This is a genomic window from Mesorhizobium sp. M0808 (assembly GCF_040320025.1).
Lineage (GTDB): Bacteria > Pseudomonadota > Alphaproteobacteria > Rhizobiales > Rhizobiaceae > Mesorhizobium.
In genome coordinates this window covers 26235-45546 of the sequence record NZ_JAMYOX010000022.1, presented here as the reverse complement: position 1 = coordinate 45546, position 19312 = coordinate 26235, and the positions used below count along the sequence as shown (strand labels likewise).

General features: G+C 58.2%; 16 protein-coding genes and 2 pseudogenes. 6 read left to right on the top strand and 12 right to left on the bottom strand.

Annotation, left to right across the window (positions count from 1 at the left end; genetic code table 11):
- The first annotated feature begins 33 nt into the window (after nt 1-33).
- Entirely contained in the window at nt 34-714 is a 681-nt protein-coding gene (locus NKI25_RS22825; RefSeq protein WP_352999479.1) for an OmpW/AlkL family protein, read from the top strand.
- A gap of 429 nt (nt 715-1143) precedes the next feature.
- On the opposite strand, the gene NKI25_RS22820 is transcribed toward NKI25_RS22825, so the two are convergent.
- A complete protein-coding gene (locus NKI25_RS22820) occupies nt 1144-1362 on the bottom strand; it encodes a helix-turn-helix transcriptional regulator (RefSeq protein WP_023755980.1) in 219 nt (72 codons plus the stop codon).
- A 123-nt stretch (nt 1363-1485) separates the two neighbouring features.
- On the opposite strand from NKI25_RS22820, the pseudogene NKI25_RS22815 reads away from it, so the two are divergent.
- A pseudogene (locus tag NKI25_RS22815) lies at nt 1486-1753 on the top strand (DNA -binding domain-containing protein).
- Nucleotides 1754-1988: 235 nt separating this feature from the next.
- On the opposite strand, the gene NKI25_RS22810 reads toward NKI25_RS22815, so the two are convergent.
- From NKI25_RS22810 to NKI25_RS22795, 4 genes are all read right to left on the bottom strand, one after another.
- On the bottom strand, nt 1989-2714 hold the full coding sequence (locus NKI25_RS22810) for an autoinducer binding domain-containing protein (RefSeq protein WP_502897412.1): 726 nt from the start codon (nt 2712-2714) through the stop codon (nt 1989-1991).
- Nucleotides 2715-3260: 546 nt separating this feature from the next.
- On the bottom strand, nt 3261-4316 hold the full coding sequence (locus NKI25_RS22805; protein WP_352999475.1) for a GlxA family transcriptional regulator: 1056 nt from the start codon (nt 4314-4316) through the stop codon (nt 3261-3263).
- Nucleotides 4316-5425 carry a mandelate racemase/muconate lactonizing enzyme family protein gene (locus tag NKI25_RS22800; protein WP_352999473.1) on the bottom strand — a complete coding sequence of 370 codons (1110 nt, stop codon included), beginning with the start codon at nt 5423-5425 and terminating at the stop codon, nt 4316-4318. The genes NKI25_RS22805 and NKI25_RS22800 overlap by 1 nt, the downstream gene beginning before the upstream one ends.
- A gap of 5 nt (nt 5426-5430) precedes the next feature.
- Nucleotides 5431-6984, bottom strand: a complete 1554-nt coding sequence (locus NKI25_RS22795; RefSeq protein WP_352999471.1) for a trimethylamine methyltransferase family protein — start codon at nt 6982-6984, stop codon at nt 5431-5433.
- Nucleotides 6985-7723: 739 nt separating this feature from the next.
- Between NKI25_RS22795 and NKI25_RS22790 the strand changes: the two genes are divergently transcribed.
- Genes NKI25_RS22790 through NKI25_RS22780 form a run of 3 tightly spaced genes read left to right on the top strand, consistent with a single transcriptional unit; the run spans nt 7724 to nt 10707 of the window.
- Nucleotides 7724-9307, top strand: coding sequence for a nucleotidyl cyclase domain-containing protein (locus NKI25_RS22790; protein ID WP_352999468.1), 1584 nt, complete (start codon nt 7724-7726; stop codon nt 9305-9307).
- Between the two features lie 40 nt (nt 9308-9347).
- Complete coding sequence (locus tag NKI25_RS22785; protein WP_352999466.1) at nt 9348-10115, top strand: E2 domain-associated cysteine-rich protein; 768 nt, start codon at nt 9348-9350, stop codon at nt 10113-10115.
- 7 nt (nt 10116-10122) lie between these two features.
- The gene (locus NKI25_RS22780) at nt 10123-10707 is read left to right on the top strand and encodes a Pycsar system effector family protein (protein WP_352999464.1); all 585 of its coding nucleotides are present in this window, start codon (nt 10123-10125) and stop codon (nt 10705-10707) included.
- Between the two features lie 74 nt (nt 10708-10781).
- Here NKI25_RS22780 and NKI25_RS22775 read toward each other — a convergent pair whose 3' ends face one another.
- Nucleotides 10782-11108: a helix-turn-helix domain-containing protein gene (locus NKI25_RS22775; RefSeq protein ID WP_352999514.1), complete on the bottom strand. Its 327-nt coding sequence runs from the start codon at nt 11106-11108 to the stop codon at nt 10782-10784.
- An 11-nt stretch (nt 11109-11119) separates the two neighbouring features.
- Nucleotides 11120-11482 carry a Rossmann-fold NAD(P)-binding domain-containing protein gene (locus NKI25_RS22770; protein ID WP_352999462.1) on the bottom strand — a complete coding sequence of 121 codons (363 nt, stop codon included), beginning with the start codon at nt 11480-11482 and terminating at the stop codon, nt 11120-11122.
- Nucleotides 11483-11833: 351 nt separating this feature from the next.
- Here NKI25_RS22770 and NKI25_RS22765 point away from each other — a divergent pair, with 351 nt between their 5' ends.
- Nucleotides 11834-12745, top strand: coding sequence for a LysR substrate-binding domain-containing protein (locus tag NKI25_RS22765; RefSeq protein ID WP_352691317.1), 912 nt, complete (start codon nt 11834-11836; stop codon nt 12743-12745).
- On the opposite strand, the gene NKI25_RS22760 is transcribed toward NKI25_RS22765, so the two are convergent.
- From NKI25_RS22760 to NKI25_RS22740, 5 genes and pseudogenes are all read right to left on the bottom strand, one after another.
- Nucleotides 12742-14064 (bottom strand): NAD(P)/FAD-dependent oxidoreductase, encoded by a 1323-nt coding sequence (locus NKI25_RS22760; protein ID WP_352999459.1) that lies wholly within the window; start codon nt 14062-14064, stop codon nt 12742-12744. The genes NKI25_RS22765 and NKI25_RS22760 overlap by 4 nt on opposite strands.
- Before the next feature lie 13 nt (nt 14065-14077).
- A complete protein-coding gene (locus NKI25_RS22755) occupies nt 14078-15604 on the bottom strand; it encodes an aldehyde dehydrogenase (RefSeq protein WP_352999458.1) in 1527 nt (508 codons plus the stop codon).
- Entirely contained in the window at nt 15582-16526 is a 945-nt protein-coding gene (locus NKI25_RS22750; protein ID WP_352999456.1) for a dihydrodipicolinate synthase family protein, read from the bottom strand. Before NKI25_RS22750 ends, NKI25_RS22755 begins: the two co-directional genes overlap by 23 nt.
- Nucleotides 16527-17450: 924 nt before the next feature.
- Complete coding sequence (locus NKI25_RS22745; RefSeq protein WP_352999454.1) at nt 17451-18419, bottom strand: LysR family transcriptional regulator; 969 nt, start codon at nt 18417-18419, stop codon at nt 17451-17453.
- A 305-nt stretch (nt 18420-18724) separates the two neighbouring features.
- A pseudogene (locus tag NKI25_RS22740) lies at nt 18725-19092 on the bottom strand (transposase); the annotation flags it as partial.
- Nucleotides 19093-19312 lie beyond the last annotated feature (220 nt).

Sequence of the window (19312 nt, the reverse complement as noted above, 5' to 3'; positions counted from 1 at the left end):
CAGCAAGGAGAGAATATCATGGCGAGAAACCAAATGCGCGCGGCACGGGGAGTAACAGCGGCCGTTGTCCTCATCGTGATAGGACAGCAGGCCGTCGCGGCGGACCTTGCGCAAGCCGCGAGCGTCCCGCAGGCGGGAGCCTCGGTCACGGAAGCGCCAAGCCCTTGGCAGATCCGCCTGCGTGCGTTGGGGGTCGTCACTGAGGATTCGGGCTACGTCAAAGCAGTGCCCGGCTCCGATCTTTCCTATTCGAACACGGTGACGCCGGAACTCGATATCTCCTATTTCTTCACGGACAACATCGCCGCCGAGCTCATACTCGGCACCACCTATGCAAACATCGGGGGCCAAGGAGCGATCGGCGGGCTGGGCAAGATCGGCAAGGTTTGGCTGCTGCCGCCTACGCTCACATTGCAGTATCATGTTACCAATTTCGGCGCTTTCAAGCCCTATGTTGGTGCCGGCGTGAACTACACGATATTCTATAACCAGGACGTCGGCAGTGCCGACGCTCTCAAGGTTAGGAACACGTTCGGCGCCGCGCTGCAGGTCGGTTTCGACTACATGGTGGATCAGCACTGGGGCGTCAACTTCGACGTGAAGAAGCTTTTCCTCAAGCCAGACTTCGACGTCACGGTCGACGGCGCGAAGCTGACGGGGAAGGCTGCGCTCGATCCGTGGTTGATAGGCGCAGGTGTCACCTACCGCTTCTGATACGCAACGCGAAGGCGGCCCTGCTGACAGCCGATCTGAAATGAAGGGCGCCTCGGGCGCCCTTTCCACGCCGGCGGTGCACGGCGGGTCGAACCGGATCGATTAGAGGGATGGGGCCTTGTAACCCTTGGGCGGGGAGGTGTCCGAATCGGAGGAACGTTCTGATCAACTTCATGCGATGACCATCCAACGCATAGCAGCCGATTGTCGGGGATACTTGAAGAAGCCGTTGTTAAGAGTGGGCGTTCCGCCTGCGCCCGACCAGGTACTTGCCAGTAGCAGCCGACAGGCTGCCCCGCGCCGGGGGCGCGAAGCCGAACGGGGCAAGATCGCTGAAGCCTGCCGAAGAAGACCGGGCGCAGTTCACGAGCAGCCGGCGCGCGCCGTGAGGGGCGCCGGCCCGTAGCAATTACTTGGAAGTCGGGTGGGTCAGGCCTGTTTGTCGGGCCGAACCAGATCCGTGTGGCTGACGTCGAGGGCCAATGCCAGTTCATAGATCGTGATGATCGTCGGATTTCTTCGTCCTTTCTCCAAACCGCTGATGTACTGCTGGCTGAACCCGGAAATCTCCGCAAGCTGCTCCTGCGTCAGACGCTTCCTTAGCCTGATCCTCTGCACATTACGTCCGACCAACCTGCGCATATCCATGGACGATAGCCAGCGGATTAGGCAGCTTGAGTTTATCAACTATAATATGTAATCCACATCGAGCATCTAAATCGCTGGCGGAGGGGCTTCGCGGAGGCCGTTTTTCCGGAGATATAACCAGCTATGTTACAGCCTAGATCGAGCACGCCAATTGCCGACGAAGTGCACTGGTCGGACAGCCTCACGGCATACGATAAAGCGCATTTCACGACTTATAATGCGGCTCCTAGACGCCTCCGCCGATGATGCGAGCGAAGAAGAGATGGCCCACCTCATCCTCGGCATCGATCCAGCACGCGAACCGGAGCGCGCCAGGAAGGCTCTTCGTAGTCATCTCGACCGTGCGAACTGGATGGTCACAACTGGCTACAAGGAATTGTTCGCCGGCTGAACAATCCCGCTGTGCGCTCCGTTTCGCCTTTCAAGCAAGGAAACGCTCCTTGAAGACGCGGTATCGCAGAGGGGTGCATTGCATGCAGTTCGTTGGCAAAGTCACCGTACCAATCGGGTGCAATAAGTTGCATCATGATGGCGCCTGGGAAGGAATGGCCCTGCATTGGAGGCGAAATGGCCACCCGAAATAGCCTGTGCTCATGCTCAGGACGACCAAAGACGAATTCAGTTTCTCAGAGAATTGAAGATCGTGAGGAGGCCAGCAGGGCTACGGCCTGATCCTTGGTGTGCACGCCGAGCTTCTTCTTCGCATTGTCGAGGTGGAAAGCGACGGTGCGCGGTTTGATGCCCAAGATGCAGCCCATAGCCCAGGCGGACTTTCCGCGCGCCGCCCATTGCAGACATTCATATTCACGAGGTGTCAACGAAACGCCGTCCACTGTTCGATTGCCGGACAGCTTTCGACGAGCATAAATGTGAAAAAATGTCGCCATGAGTTGGAGCGCCTGTTCATATCGCTCAGCAACGCGCAGGAATGCGGAATTAGGCTTATCAGCGGCAAAAGTCATCGCTGCAACACAGCCTCTACGATCGATAATCGGGATCGTCAAACCGCAGCGGATGCTAAACTGGGCCGCCTCATCAAATAGCTTCTGTTGAGCCGGCGACATCTCAACGCCACGCAAATCCGATCCCCATGGAAACGGGCAGCCGCCACACCGCGCACGCATGATGACGGGATCGACTTTCTGATACTGGTTTTGCAGATAGTGCGCGGTCCAGGGACGCGGATAATTCGAGATCAGCTTGGGCTCGCCACAAGATTGCAATGGCAACGCCAGATAGGCAAAGGTGAGTAGATCAAGTGCTGCGGCCGCCCCGGCCATGGCATCCCGGAAATCTGCTTCATCGACACTCTCCGACAACTTTTCCACAAATGTCTCGAAGAGAAGCGGCATCTTCTTCGTCATTGTCCTGACTCGATCCCTCCATCCGTCTACTGCGCGCCACCCTGATCTGGAGACCCCGCCAACCCGGCCGCACAACTGCGGCCGGGTTTTGCAGGCAGTGGCCGGGCTGACTGTCGTTACAGAATGCGACGGAGCTTGCATGATCTTCGCACCGGTTCGTCGCCAACCGCAGCTGCGCTGGACTTTGAACGGCCATCACCGAGAAGCTACAGCATCTTCCCAACGCAATAGTGCAATCAGAGAGCTTCTTGGGGCGAAATGAAATCCTCGCCGCCCCCGCATCATGCAATCGTGAGAAGTCATCCTGCGCCACCATGATCGGGGCCGTATCAAAGCCGTCATCAATCCACGGTTTTCGCATGAACGTCGGTCGACACGGAAGAGGACAACGGATAGGCGGATCTCGCCGCTTTGAGCGCTATGATCCGGACGTATTGTTGCGCCGCTTTCTGATTGTTGGTGGGCAGATCGACTCCAAACATTTGGCATGGATAGAGGTGCCGCTGTTCTCCGCTAAATTCAAAGACCAATCTATCATCTTAAGCCGGGCCCAACCCAAGCCGGCACTATCGCTCGACACTGCTGCGGCGACATTCGATTGAAGGCTCTGAAGCACTTTGCGAAGTGCGAAGCAGACGTAAACCCGCAGGCCATGGCAACGTCGATGATGGGCATCCGTGTGCCTTCGATCAGGCGCTTCGCATGGTCTGTGCGAATCCGGAGATAGTGACGCACTGGCGGAAGTCCGATATGGGAAGCGAACAAGCGTTCCAGCTGGCGCCGCGATACTCCGGCCCGTTGCGCGACCTCCTCCATTGTCAGCGGGAACTCCACATTTTCCTCCATGACCCGCATTGCCATCAGGAGCTTGTCGCTCACACCCGCAAAGGCTAGACCCGACGGCCCGGTCTGGCGGTTTGATCCTGAGCGCTGACCTTGGACAGTCGCGTGGCGGCAGACCTCCTGTGCAATATACCCGCCGGCATGGCTGCCGATCAGATCGACCGCCAAGTCAAAAGCTGCCAGTTCTCCTGCGCAGGTTGAATACTGGCCGTCCTTGACAAACAGGGAATCGCTTATGCGGGGTTGGTTGAACACTTCGGCGAAAGCAGCGAGCCGCGACCAGTGTATCGTGCAGCGTGTGCCTGCCAGAAGGCCCGTCCGAGCAAGTAGCCACGTCGCTGTCCCAACCGCAGATATCGGCACCCCGCGACGCGCCATCGTTCGCAGAAATCCGTTGAGTTCAGGCGTCAGTTGCTGTTCTACCAGCTCGCCCGTCACGATAGCGAGCTGGTTCGGACTGCGATCGCCCGAACCGGAAACCAGCTCGTCTATCGCGACATCAACGGCAACCGAAAGGCCGTTGGCGCCCTCGATTGGCCGAGGGTCAAGCCCCGCGATTCGCCACCGGAACAGCGGCAGCCTTGATACCGTGTTGGCGATGCGAAAAGGTTCGATATAGGCGTGAAGCGCCAGGTGCGAGAACCCGGGTAACAAAAGAACCACCAGGTCAAACGGTCGATCGGCCGCCGCCGAAATTTTCGGCGTGGCCAACGACGTAATTGCGCTGATGTTGGCGGGTGCGTTCACTAGGATCCGTACGTGGCTACTGGCTGACCGAAGATGCCGTGTTCCGGTTTGATGCCGAGACCTGGCAGTTGGGGTACGGCGATGTGACCATTTTCGATGAGGATCGGATTCTTCGCGTCGAAATGTCCTTCGATATATTCCTGCGCGATCCAAGCGCCCTCAAAACGCCGCGGCTCCACAGTGGAAGCCAAGTGCACGCAAGCCGCCGCGATTATGTCGCCACCCCATGCGTCATCACAGCTGTGCGGTAACGAGCGGATGGCGCAAAGGTCACGCATCGTCGCCATTTTGGTGAGGCCGCCAAGACGGGTGATCTTGAAGCCGAAGCCATCTGCGATGCCGAGGGAGATCGCCCTGAGTACTGCGTTCTGATCGTCGGTGTTCTCATCCAGATATACCGGATGCGTCACCCTACCCTTTAGAGTCGCGACCTCATCCATAGTGTTGCAGGCTTGTTCGAAAACGAATGGGATCGCTTGGCAAAGCCGGTCCAGATGAATCGCTGCAGCGACAGTGAGGCCCCTGTTGCCATCCACTGCGATACGCGCTTTGTAGCCGACCGCCTCCCAGACCTTGTGAACGACGGCCACATCCTCTTCGAGATTTCGCCCCGAGATTTTGACCTGCAGCCGTGGATAACCTGCCTTCACCTTGTCGGTGGCAATCCTGGCCGTTTCGTCCGGTGAGCCAACAATCAGCGAATAGTAGGACGGGACGCGATCGGTCAGGGCGCCGCCCAAAAGCGTTGAAACCGGCACTCCCAGCCGTTGCCCAAGGAGGTCGAGAAACGCTATGTCGAACGCTGCCTTGGCATAGCCATGCCCGTTCAAGCGCTCGTCCATGCGATTGGCGAGAAGCCTGATCGAGGCAATCTCCGCGCCCATAAGACCTGGCGCGATTTCGGCCATCGCCGCGCGTGCGCCGAGTGCATGATGCGGCTGATAAACCGGCCCTACCGGGCAGGTTTCGCCCCAGCCAGTCAACCCGTCATTTGTCACAACCTCGACAAGGGTGCTGTCAAGCGCGTCGACGTCGGTGCTTGCCATTCGATAGGTGCCACCTTTAACAGGCAGCTTGGTACTATAGACGTTGATCCGGTCAATGCGCATGATGCTCAGTATTCCTCGTTGAGTGCCTCGACGGCGGGGATTTCCCTTGAGCGACGATCGATATAAGCGCGCAATTCCTCGTCCTTCGCGACGTCGAGCTTAGGTTCTTCATATTCGGCCAGAAGGCGGCGCGCATGATCGAGGGCACGTTGCTTGATATCCTTGGAGCCACCAGCGTACCACTGCTCGATCGAGTTATTGTCGAAGAGTTTCGGAATAAAGAAGGCCTTCTCGAAGTTCGCCTGTGTATGCGGATGGCCAAAGTAATGGCCGCCTGGGCCGACATCGCGGACCGCGGCCAGGGCTTCATCAAAATCGTCCCACTGGATGCCTTGCGTCATGCGATAGCCCATGGCGCAGACTTCGGCGTCGACAACGAACTTTGCGATCGAGCAGTGCATGCCGGCTTCATTCCAGCCAGCCGAATGCCAGATGTAGTTTGCGCCAGACATCAGCACGGCCATCATCGTCATCGCACTTTCATAGCCAGCTTGCGCATCGAAGATCTTGGCTCCACCGAGCAGGTTCGAAGTGCGCCAGGGCACGTTATAGCGACGAGCCATCTGGCCGATCATGAAATTCATGAGCGATATCTCTGGCGTTCCCGCCATCGGCGCTCCCGATTGCATCGACACGGTCGACAGGTAATGCCCATAAATGGCAGGGCAGCCCTTGCGCACCACCTGCGTGTAGGCGAGTGCCGAAAGCGCCTCCGCATTGAGCTGCGCCACTGCCGCCGCGGTGGAGGCTGGCGTGTTCGCGCCGCCGAGAACGAAGGGCGAGCACAAGACGGGCTGGTTGCGCCGGCAGAAAGCACGCATGCCGCCCAGCATGACCTGGTCCCATACCAGCGGCGAATTGCCATTGCAGTTTCCGGTAGTCACCGCGTGCTTCTCGAGGAAGCCCTCGCCGAAAAGGATCTCGCACATGTCGAGCACGTCCTCGGCATTTTTGGGCGAGGTGGTCATGCCCATGAATATCTTGTCGGAGTGCTTCATTGACGAATAGGTGATGTGCAGGTGCCGATGCGCGACAACAATGTCCATTGGCTCGACGATGTGGTGCGCCGATGAATGCAACGCCGGCATCATGTGAGCCAGCTTATGGAAGGTCCCAAGGTCCGCGATCGTCGGGCCACGCCTGACGTCATCAAGGTCGCGCATGTACGGCGCGCCGGTCATCGGCACGAAGATGGATTTGTCGCCTCCGAGCTCGACATTCTTCGCTGGATCTCGCGCGAAGTACTGGACGTTGGGGGGAATGGTCTTGATCAGCTCCATGACCAGGCCGCGATCGAGATGAACGCGGTCATCCGCGCGAACGTCCGCTCCGGCTCTCTTCCAGTCCTCAATCGCGATCGGATCGCGAAACACCACGCCCACTTCTTCCAGGATGGCGAGAGAAGCCTCATGAATACGTTCAACCTGCTCGACATCCATCGGCTCTATCACAGGCAGGCCCCGCTTCAGCGTCGGCAACATGTCGACCTTTGGCGCCGTGCGGATCGTCCGCCGCGCTTCCCGCCCTCCTCTACGAGAAAGTTGTAGTTGAGCAGTCATGCCGGCCTCCAAGAAAAACGATGCAGCCTGTGTGGGCCGGCCGGAACTATTGCCGGAGTCTGAAGGTTTGACCTACTGCAAAACTCTCACGCGTCTGTTGACTAAAGCGCCGCGGCAGACGGGCACGTCCATCAGGTTGCTCGGGTCGGAGTTCAGTTTCGTGGCTGACAGTAGCGGCCGCCGACAGCACTTACTCGGCTTTATTCCAGAGCCACTAGATGGAAGAAACCAGCCAAGGCAGCGGCGCAGGTACAATCGACGAGACGCCACCGAAATAAAGTCAATCGGGAGGCTACTTTTTTGCGCCGACGAGCTTCCGCGGCTCCGTGCTAGCAGATTTTTGCTTGGTATTGGTGGGGGACCCAAAGTTGTGACTCTAGGAGCCAACTTGGGAGCTGAAGTTCGCAGCATGGGATGGAAGGAATGAGATTTGCGGGATCTGCGACAGCCGCCGTAGCAGATCCGTCGCGAACTCCTGAGAAGGCCCACGCCCCGAATATCGGTGCGCGCATAGTTTGGTATAATTTCCAGCTAAACCGCCTCGAAAGACACAACAGTACCCCTCAACACGTTGTCCGGCGTTCCGAGGGGTGGATATCCGACTCTTTAGGCGAAGGACCGACCGGAAGAATCCCCATCAGAACAAACAAACAAACGGGGAATGACCGCAATGAGGCATCTCGCCCGAGGCACGACTCCATGACGGCTCGCATTTCATGACGGAGTCGTCGGACAGAACTTGATCGAAATCGTTGGTGCACCAAGCGCCCGGAAAGACATGGAGACGAAGTTGTCGAATAACTGGAAATATCAACGCGCCAAGAACGCCATCGATGCCCGTTTCAAAGACGTCGAAACGGTGACGGTTGTCGACTACACCCGTGACACGTCATTGACGTCCATACCGACGAACAAAGCCTACCGAATGGATGCGGTTCACCTCTATGTGGACATCTTGAACCTCCGTGACATGCTCGAAAGCACCGACGTGGAGGGCGAGACCTGTCACAAGAGGACGCTCCGCTTTCTCAACCTTCACTACAGGGCCGTACGCAGAATCTTAGCGGCGTCGGATGCCCTGCGTATCGATTTTCACAACCAGCGCCTCCACGCGGTTGTCGCCAAGCCCTACGGCGAAGATTCGGAAGGCGATCGCGTGAACCGAGCGGTGGCGATTGCACGATTGATCAGCGACGTCCTGCAGGAAACGGGCGACGACGATGAGAACATTCCCGCAGCACAGGTTCGCATCGGCATAGACAGCGGCCGCGCGCTGGTCGTCAACAACGGTCGCGGCGGCAATCGGGAACCACTATTCCTTGGCCGCCCTGCCAATATGGCTGCAAAGATCGCTTCGAACGGAACCGACGTCGGAATCTCTCTCAGCAATGAGGCACGATCTGCAATCGGCCTTGAAGAGCTCGATGCCGAGGACATCCCGCTTACGCCATTGACCGAGGAAGAGATCGCCGAGTGCCAGGATGCAGCGCAGCTCGGCTTGAGCAAGGACACGCTGGTGTCCGAATGGCGCGCTGACAACAAGAACAATCCGATCGGCTCCTTTGTTTTCGCGCGAGTCACGCCACCCCTGAGAGATCTCGACATCTCGCTACTGACGCCGGGCAACTCACGGCGCATGGAGACGATTTCGGTCTACGCTGACGTCGACAATTTCACGGCCTACGTGGATGCCCATATCGACGACGATCCGGAAGACGTTGTTCGCTGTCTCCATGTCATCCGCTCAGAGCTTGATCGAGTTCTTTCTTGCGACTTCTCGGGACGTCGTATCAGGTTCATCGGTGACTGCATCCATGGCCATTTGATGGAGGGAACCGCCTTTCAGACCTACACCGAGGACACGGTATCGACTGGAACACTCTGCGCCGGCGCCCTCAGGAGCAGCTTCGACCTGGCGCTTGAGCGGCTGCGCGCAAATGACGTGGATACGGACGATCTGGGACTGGCGATTGGTTTTGAGTTTGGACCAACTGCCATCACCCGACTTGGCATGCAGGGCAATCGTGTTCGCTGCTCCACTGGACGAGCAGTCTTGGGATCAGAGGACGAACAGAAACGCTGCACTGGCGAGCAGACGGCAATCGGCCAAACCGCATATGACGGAGGCCCGGCATCGGTGCGCACGCTCTTCGGAACGTCGAGGCGAAAGTCCGGCCTCACCTATGATGTGGTGCTCGAAGCGCTCGTTGCCGATGAAAACAAGGTGGCCAAAGCCATCCACGGTGCCGCTTACGCGGTGGTGAGTCCTTCAATAGCCAGAGCTGCCGAAGCGCCATTTCGACCTTACTTGGAGAACCGCTAACTCCATGTCGGCCGTGCGGCTTCTGACTGAGACTGCAACCTTGAACCATGCCGTCCTCATGCGCGAGAACGGCGACAGCGCAATCTTTGCTGTCCAGCCCGCGCTTGCTTCCGGTGCCCCAGCGACTAAATTTCTTATTGAGATCACGCGGGTCGGCGAGACAGTCAAAGCTCGCGAGGTGAAGCCAGACCGCCTTCCGTCATTCTGCCCGGAACGTCACATAAACTTCGATGGAAGCTTCTGCCTTTTTTGGGCGGAGCTCGAGCGTCACACCATCGACAATCATGAGGCGGCGGCGGGATGGTGGGGGAAGTTGCTCATTTTTCTCCTTAGGCAGGGCACTGCGGCGGTGCTCCGCTCATGGCCAGGGAAGGCCGATGCTAGAGCCCATGGGCCAGAGGCAGCGAGATTTCAAGCGGTCGCAGAATTCAATGCGTCCAATCTCGGCAAAGCATTCATATCCTCTCTCCGAGAGGAGCGTTTTTCGACCGTGGAGAAGCGAGTAAACAACGAGCGTCGGGTCCGACTGCTCCTGAACGGTAAGAGGATACTGTCGGTAGTTCGAAACGATCGTCGCGTCATGACGCTTCGGCAAAAATGCAAATGCGGCGATGGGAACCGGCCGATTTCCGCCTGCTCGGACCACGCAGATGTCCTCGCCGATTTCGCGCTGGCGTTAGATGGCTGGCGTGAGGCGGAGCAGTCGTTCTTCTACAGTTTCAAAAACACAACGCTGAAATGCTGCGGGACAATGGACAACTGCCCTCTCGCCGACTTTCTGGCCGTGCAGTTGGATAAGGCAGCATAGGATTTCAATGGCCAAGAACGACCAGCAAGATACTTACGAGAAACTGCTTTCGGCCAATCACGGCCGGATGCTGGACCTTGTAAAATTTGCAGAAACGAAGAACGCGGCTCTGCTCACGTTTTGCTCGGTTTGGATGGGATCGATCATCACGATGCTCCGATCTCCGGACGAACCAGCCATGGGCTACCGCGCAGCGTTCCTCGTCGTTCTTCCGCTCTTGGCGGTGGCGGCAGTCATATCGTTGACTTCATTCCTGCCAAAATTCCTACATCACTTTCATCGGGCCGCAGATGGCTCGACGAACCTCCTCTATTTCGGCGACATCGCAAAACTGGAAGCCGGGGAATTCGGTGAAGCCGCCAAGAAGCGATATTTTCCGGAGGAAGGGCAATCCGCAACCGATGACTATCTAGACGACATGGCTCTCCAGGTTGCGGTACAGGCCCGCATCGCAAATCGTAAATTTAAGACTTTCAACGCAGCCGGCCGACTCGTCCTTGCTTCATGTGTCTGTATGGCAACGCCACCGGTTGTCTGGGCTCTTCAAACAACATGGGCAACCGTTCAGCGTTGGGTTATTGCAAGTGGCTAGGCGGTTGTCGACGTCAGAATGTGCGGCCAGGTTCGCTTGAAAGCTCGGTATGGCCAAGGACGACGCAGGATCGGCTAACATCGCAACCGCCTGTAAGGAGTTTTTGACCAGATCGCAAAACCCGAACGCCGTACACTGCGCAGGCATGGTCGACGGCTGCGGGCACCAGTGGCAAGTCGCGGCATAAACCTCAAATGCCAGTGTCTTTCCGACGCTGCCTTCAGCCGACAACCAGGCGTACTGGTTTGCCTACGCAGCATGCTCACCAAGGCATCCATCGTGAATTTGCTGGTCTCCCTGTTCACGACATCGGAGATGCGCGGTCTGGTCACATGAAAAATCTTGGCAGCCTCCTCCTGTTTCAAGTGGTTCTCCTTGATACAAACAGCCAGCTCTCCCATGAGCTGCTCCTTCAAGAGAGGAGCTCCTCGATATGCTTTCTGGACTCCCCGTGATAAAGCTTGGCTTCATTTTCCGAAAAGCCCAGTTCCGCGAACAGATTAGCTCCCGGCTTCGTAACATGCCTGATTTCGGTGGCAATTTCACTCATTTGCTCAAACCTCTTCCGAATGACTGCCTTGTGGCGTGCAGAAGCAATCTCCTTGTCGTGTTTTGACGTGGCCTCCGTTTCTTCTAGAAGCAGTGAAGGACATCGATCGCTCGACGTCGCGGCAACCACACGCCCCCCCGCAACGAACTCTCTGGAGATCGCTTGCCCGGTATCTCCCCCCGCGCCTGTTATCACCGCAGTCTTCGTCTTCTCAACGCCAGTCACAGGCTAGCCATCTTTAAAGGGATAGTTCGGTTCATAGTCTCTGAAAGGCTGCTGAAGACCAGTGGGGCAGCCCTGCAAAAGTCTCAACCCCCTTGTTTAGTTGCCAAGCGCAGACAATTCCCCGGGCATGTTCCGCTGCAGCCGCGTCGGACATGGATTTGGCAGAGTCGCAGATCGCGAAGCATGGTTCATACAAATCTCCTATGTTCCGCCGCAAATGGGTGGGGATCGCAGCCATAGTCGGTCGAAACGCAGGCTATCGCGTCGCCTTGTAAATGGTTGTCCCAACATATTCAGCCGGCTTGCTCTATTTGTCGCGCGGCGCGATTATCGAAGTGTTTGGAGCTTGAGATGGTTCGCCGCTATTATGACCTGCCGTCCCTGACTGCTTTAGCTGTTTTCGAGGCGTCTGCCCGGCACCTGTCATTCAAATTGGCTGCTGCGGAACTGAACGTCACTCCTGGCGCCGTCAGCCGACAGATAAAAGCGATCGAGGACGAACTGGGGGTTCCGCTGTTTACCCGATTGGGAACCGGTGTGGCGCTGACAAGCGCCGGCGAAGATCTTTATGGCGTGTTGGCCAGCGGTTTTTCGCGGGCCGCAGACATCGTCCGAAATGTGAAACGCGGCGACCGTTCCAAGAACGTCACGCTGGCGTGCACGGACGCTTTCGCGTCGACGTGGCTGATCCCACGGATGCCGGACTTCTGGACACGGTACCAGGATATTGCCGTTGACCACCTTATCTCGGACAATCCTCGCGATTACCGCCGAGCCGAGGTCGAATTGCGCATTCGCTACGGGTTCGGATCGTGGTCGAATGAAGATGCTGAGCTCCTTTTCGATGAAACAATCTACCCGGTATGCGGGCCGGGATTTGCAAGCAAGCATCGCGATGCAACGGCTGAGTCGTTGGCCGACCTCCCCTTGCTGCATGTTGACTGGGTGGATCCCGACTGGGCTGGCTGGGACGAGGTCTTACGGCGCGCGGGGGTGTCGCATGGGCCGACCCGCGGTCGGCGCTTCGGCAAGTTCTTTGTGGCGCTTCAGGCTGCTCAAGCCGATCAAGGGGTGGCTGTTGGCTGGCACCGCCTTGTCAAGGCGCAGATTGACGAAGGGAAACTCGTCAGACTGACCGATCTCGAGCTCCCAGCCCCTGGCAGCTACTATCTCACCTGGTATCAAAATCGCACGCTTTCCCCTGCCGCCCAGAGCCTCCGTAGCTGGATCCGGGAAGCGGCCGCGCAAGAACGAGAAAGCTAGAGCTCTCTGCCGGCGCGCTTCTGCATCGCCCACAGCTTCAGCGGCGCGCCGATCGACATCAGCGGTTCTGGATAAAGCCGAGCCGGGGCTGGCTCTTTCAGGGCGTCTGCAACCATTGGCTCGTTACTCCCAACGGCAAGATCGGCAGCCAGCATTCCGTAGAGGGTGCCTTGCACCGTTCCGAGACCATTGCAGCATCCAGCTACGAACACCCTCTCATCGACTTCGCCGAATGCAGGAGCGGAGTTGAGGGAAAGGCAAAGGTGGCCTCCCCATCGAAACTCCATAGGTATTTCACCCAGCATCGGGAAGCGCGCCTGGAATGATCGCTCGTGCACGGCGCCGATCCGACGGATCCTCTTCTCACTGGTGGACATGTCCGGATTATGGGTGAAGGTGTTGCGGACGACGATCCGATCGCTGATCCTGCGGATGGTTGACCCCATCGGGTCGGCCGGGATCAAGCCCCAATGCGGCTCACCTCCCAGCGCTGTCTGTTCGCTCTTGGAAAGCGGCGTCGTCATGCTGGCGTAAGTGAACACATGCAGCAGGCGTTTCTTGAAGAAGCCAAAGCTTTCGAGATGACCGTTAACGGTGAGGATCAACCGTGGCGCGGTGATCTCGCCCTCGGCCGTCTTGGCAGTGTGCAGTTTGCCTGTTTGCAGAGAAGTCACCGGTGAATTCTCGAATAGCTGCACACGCCTCGACAAACCTTCGGCGAGTCCACGAATGAAGCCGGCCGGCTGTGCCATTACCGTTCCAGGCGTAAACGTACCGCCGACGAAGAACTCGGTTCCGGTGATTTCCTTCAACTGCAGCGCGTCGAGCCGCTCGAATGGCTCGCCTAGCCCCGTCAGGTGTTTTTCGAATTCGCGCAGGACGGCAACACCGTGATCGGTTGCGGCTCCGTGGTACTTGCCGGCCCGAACGAAGTATTTCTGCAACCCGTATTCGTCCGCTGCCGAAGCAGAGAATTCAATCGCGGCCCGGTTCATGCGGATGCGTTTGCGATCGTGATCCTGGCTTCCGCCGTAATGCTCCCCACCGAGCTCGTGCGGAAGGTCGATCATGAAGCCGGAGTTGCGCCCGGCAGCACCCCAGCCGACGCGCTGAGCGTCGACCACCACTATGCGCTCGTTCGGCACCAGTTGTGAGAGGCGCCGCGCGGCCGCCAAGCCAGCAAACCCAGCTCCTACAATGAGCCAGTCTGCCTTATGACGGCCGCGCAGCACCTCAGGTGCCTTGGGAGGCGGCAGAATACCGTACCAACCGGGCATGGATGTGTCCGCAGGCGTGCGGACAGCCTCATAATCGCTCATCGGTGTGACCAGGCTAGTCTACCGAACGTGAGACTTTAGGATCGGAGATGTCCGCCCAGATGGTCTTGAGTTCAGTATATTGGTCGTGGGCATGCAACGATTTGTCTCGTCCCCCGAAGCCCGAAAGCTTGAAGCCGCCGAAGGGAGTCGAGACGTCTCCTTCGCCGTAGCAATTAATGGTCACCGTCCCGGCGCGAATATCCCTTGCGATGCGATGCGCCTTGCCGAGATTGGCGGTAAAGATCGATGCTGCAAGCCCGTATTGCGTGTCGTTGGCGACCCGAAGCGCCTCGTCAGCGTTGGCGACTTTGATTACCGACAGCACTGGACCGAAAATTTCTTCTCGCGCAATCGCCATTTCGGGCGTGACATCGTCGAATACGGTAGGCTCGATGAAATAGCCTTTGCCGTGCTTGTGGGCGTTGCCGCCCGTCACGATCCTGGCGCCTTCCGCCCGCCCCTTCTTGATGTAGCCCATGATGCGATCGAACTGCTCCTTCGACACAATGGCGCCAAGCCGATTGCTCGGATCCAGCGGCTCGCCCAAAGGCCATTCCTTTAGCTTGTGGAGGACGGTTTCCACCAAGCGGTCCTTGATCTTCTCGTGCACGATCAGGCGGGAATTGGACGAGCAGTTCTCGCCCATGTTCCAGAAGACAGCCTGGGTGACATGCTGCGCTACAACATCGAGGTTCTCGGCGTCGTCCAGCACGATGCAAGGATTCTTCCCGCCGCATTCGAGCACGATGCGCTTGAGGTTTGATCTCGCGGAATATTCCAGGAATTTCCGGCCGACGTCAGTTGACCCGGTGAAGGCGACCATGTCGATATCGGGATGCACGCCTAGTGCCTTGCCGGTCACTTCGCCCGGACCGGTGACGATTTGCAGGACGCCTGACGGCAGCCCGGCCTCATGCGCCAGTTCGGCGATCCGCAACGTCGACATGTTGGTCTGCTCGGCCGGCTTGACAATGACGGAGTTGCCCGTCGCAAGTGCCGGACCGATCTTCCAGGCCAGCATGAGGATCGGGAAATTCCAGGGCAGAACGCAGGCGACCACGCCGAGCGGCTGGCGCACGATCATCGACACGACATCGTCGCCCGAAGGTGACGTCTGGCCGTAGAGCTTATCGGTGGCTTCCGCATGCCATTCCAGGCAATGCAGAGCCTCGGGGATGTCTATGGTTTCGACGTCGTAGATCGGCTTGCCGCTTTCGAGCGTCTCAAGCACTGCAAGCTCATGGGCGTTTCGCTTCATCAGTTTTACGAGCCGCCGCAGAACGCGCTTGCGCTCGCTCGGATGCGCTCGCGACCAGGCGCCCGATTCAAACACCAGTCGCGCCTTCTCGACAGCGAGATCGACATCGGCCTGGCCGCAGGAAGCGATCTTGGCGATGACCTGCCCTGTCGCGGGATTGATGGTCTCGAAAGTATCCCCAGATTGTGCAACCCGCGCCTTGCCGTCAATTACTGCGCTGGTCGGCAATGGCAGGCTGTCCGCTAAGTTCTGGTACTCATCACGCGTTAATAGCGATGACATTCTCGGAAGCCCTCTTCTGGGATTTTGCAGTGATTGACGCGATGACTGCCTTAAGGGTGCGGATCGCTGACTCGAGTTCCCGCTTCTGTTTGTCGTCGAGTGCCCGCATCGGCCGGCGCACGGGCCCAGCCGGCAATCCAGCCAATTCGCACCCGAACTTGATGCTCTGGACGAACTTGCCGCCCTGTTCGAGAAGCCTCATCAGAGGCAGAAGCGCCGACATGATCTGCCGGCCCTTGGTGAAGTCCTTCTCGACCACGCAGGCTTCGTACAGCGCGAGGTGCTCAGCCGGCAGGCAGTTGCCAGCTCCGCAGACCCACCCTTTTGCGCCCCAGGCGAAGAATTCCAGCGCCTGATCATCCATACCGCAGAACAGGTCGATATGCGTATAGTCACGAGCCAGTGCGTGCAGTTGGTTCATGCTGCCGCTCGATTCCTTGATGGCGCAGAAATTGGAGCTGCGACCGACGCGGTCCAGGAACTCGAGGTCCATCATCGTTCCGGTGCGCCCGGGATAGTTGTAGAGCATCACCGGTAGATTGGCGGCCTTGTCGATCGCGAGCGCATGATTGGCAAGTTCGAGCTGCGTGGGAACAGCGTAGTACGGGGAGCCGATCAGGATTCCGTCGTACTGCAGGTCCTTTGCAACCAGCGCATATTCGATGCAGTCCTCGGTACGAATGGCGCCGACGCCGGCGATCAGGGGCATCTTCCCCTTCACCACGCTCCTGGCAAGCTTAAGCAGGCCGACACGCTCGTCGCGTGACTGGGCGTAGTACTCGCCTGTCGTCCCACCGACAATGATACCGTGGACGCCAGTCGCGACTAGGTGCTCGACGATGACGCAGAAGCCGTCACGGTCGACCGATCCGTCCGCATGAAATGGCGTTGTGACGGGCGGAATAACGCCTTTGAACGACATCTGCCTCGCTCCAGTTTGGCTTTAGGCCTGTCGTTATATGCAAGGAAGGTGTGCTCGGCAGTCGAAATAAAATCACGCGGCAGGCTACTTTTTTGCGCGAAAACCCTCCCACCATATACTGAACACCGGCATCGATCGTGAGGCAATCATGCTGGGCCATTTCCGTGCCCTGATCTCGGGCCAGGAGCGCCGCAGGGACGCAACGCGCCCCGAAGCTGCCGTTCCTGGTCCCGCTGTTCCGTTGAAGGTCTCTATATCGACATGGAGCCGGAGGACGGATGCAACGCGCTGGAGACTCCGAGGGGCATTTCGATTAGCGTAAGCTCGTGCCCAGGTTTGACGCCGACGGCGACCGCCTCTAGCCCAAGATACTCGCCCCAACAATGAGAAGATTCCGCCCGGACTGGAACCGCTGCCATTCGATCGACATCGGCGAGCGTGCGGATCGTATAATGAATGTGCTCGGCGCCCGCGTCGCGTACATGCTTTCTCATTTGGCTGCGGGTAACTGATCGCGTCTATCCCAGCGGCAGCAGCCGGCGCTGCCGTGCCATTTATCTCCGTCACTTCGGTTAGCTGCAGCTTCGGCTTATTGCCGCGTAAATCTTGGAACGGGTCCCAATTTCTCTGAGTCGGCCGTGACCGAAGGTAAAGATGTTGCACATTCGTAAGCGGTTCTCTGAGACGCCGAAGCGACGGCCCGCTAGTTTCTGACTGCCTAAACGATGTTGCCTAGCGCCGCCGGAACCAAATGAATGTTGGAATCCGTTTGCATTCCCGGAACGAATTGAGGACGCTGAGATTTGCCGGGCACTTCCTTTGAGCGAACCAAGCTGCACGAGTTAGCCAACGGTCAGCCCCGAGTTCCCGCGGCTTGCCGGAGCTAACGGTGATGTGATCTCGTAGACTAGGAGCCTAGCCCTCTTATAGTCCAGAGGTCACCGGACTACCAATCCTCTCGGTTTTAGAGGGAGTAAAGCCGGGAATGCTCCCGCCGTATTGTCGCCAAAGCCATCTCTCGAATGGTTCGATTGCAAGCTCGGGTCGCCGATCCACGGGCCAAGCTAGGTGGTACTGATCCTCGGTTTCAAGGAATTCAGGGAGGGGGGTGACCAGTTGCCCGCTGCGCAGCGGGTCACCCAGAAGACGAAGCCAACCAAGAGCGACACCTTGCCCAGCCAAGCAGGCCTGAATCGTATTGTAGTAACTATTGAAGCCCATGGGTTGGTGGTTCTTCGGTAGTTCAAACGAGAAATGCCTCAGCCATTGGCGCCAGCCGATCCAAGTTAGATGTTGAGCCTGCATGTACAATAGGTCACAATCTAACAAATCGTCGATGCCTCGGAGTGCGCCATTTTTATTTATGAAATCGGGGCTGCAAACAGGCGTCAAAATATCTCGGAACAACGGACGGGATTTGAAGTCTGAAAGATCAGGTCTGCCAAACGACAGTACAAGATCTACCTGGCCGGAGCTTTCGAGGCCTTGGGGGTCCGACGTCACTACGAAGATCTGGCCACCAGAGAAACATTCTCGCACTTCCGCGACGCGCGGCAACAACATGAATGCCGCATTTGCCGTAGACGTCGAGAGGACAATCTGTGTTCTGGAACTTTCCTGCAGGAGGTCCTCGAGCGCATCAATGACCTGGGACGCCGCAAAACCGTAGGCTCTCAGCAGTCTGTGACCGGCCGGGGTCAGGCTGATCTGCTTGTGTGCTCGGACGAAGAGTGGCTGCCCCAGTCGGCTTTCAAGCTCCATCATCTGTTTGCTGATGGAGCTTTGGCTCAAGCCGACCTCTTCACCTGCCAGAGTGAAGCTTTCGTGTCGGGCTGCTGCTTCGAACGTTGGCAGAAGTCGTTGAATGTTCCGGTATAGCGTTCTTGTTCGCATGATTCTTTTGTTTAACGGGAGCCCAAACAAATGTTTGCCTTCGACGGATGAGCGGTCAGCAAGCGGCTATTATGGCATCCTGTCGACCAAAACTATACTCCAGAAGCATTTTTGAGGCCATCGGCTGCAAGAGGGGACGCGCATCTTGCTCGGCCTTCGCTCTGCGGGCCGGCAGGTCCCGCCCACCATGCACCGATCGATGGACAAGAGGAGCAATCCAATGGACACTCTGCATAAACAGGCTGTTAGCGAGCTAGTCGCCCAAGAGCTCTCAACGCATTACACGTGCTCGACGGCCACGCCAGCACGTAGCAGCGTTGCCAGGTGGCTTCGGGGACGACCTCGCCGATCGCCGCGACCAAGCCGGCATGATCATCGGAGACGACGAGCTCGATACCCTTGAGTCCGCGGCTCTTCAGCGCGAGGAGGAAGGCCTTCCAGGCGGAGCGGCTCTCGCGGTCGGCCATGTCGACGGCCAGGATCTGGCGCCGGCCGTCCCAGTCGATGCCGACCGCGATCAGCACCGCCTGGCTCATTACGACGTCGGCCTCGCGCACCTTCTCGTAGCGGGCGACGAGGATGAGTTAGGGGAAGGGTTCATGAAGTGGGCGGCAGGCAAAGGCGTCAGGCTCTCGTCTAATCGCTTGTTGATGGCCGAGATGGCGGAAGCCGAGATAGTCACGGCGGCGGCGCCTTTTCGGGCAAGGACCCGTCCACGCTCGGGCGCCTATGTCGAGCAGCAGCAGCTCGTGCCCCTGCTCGAGCCCGGCGACGTCGTCATCATGGACATGTGTGGACGCCCCCGTCAGCGCAAGAAGAATCTTATATGAAGAATGAGGAGCGTGGTCGGGTGCTGACATGTGTCCGGCCTCTGATGCGGCGTTCCACATGCC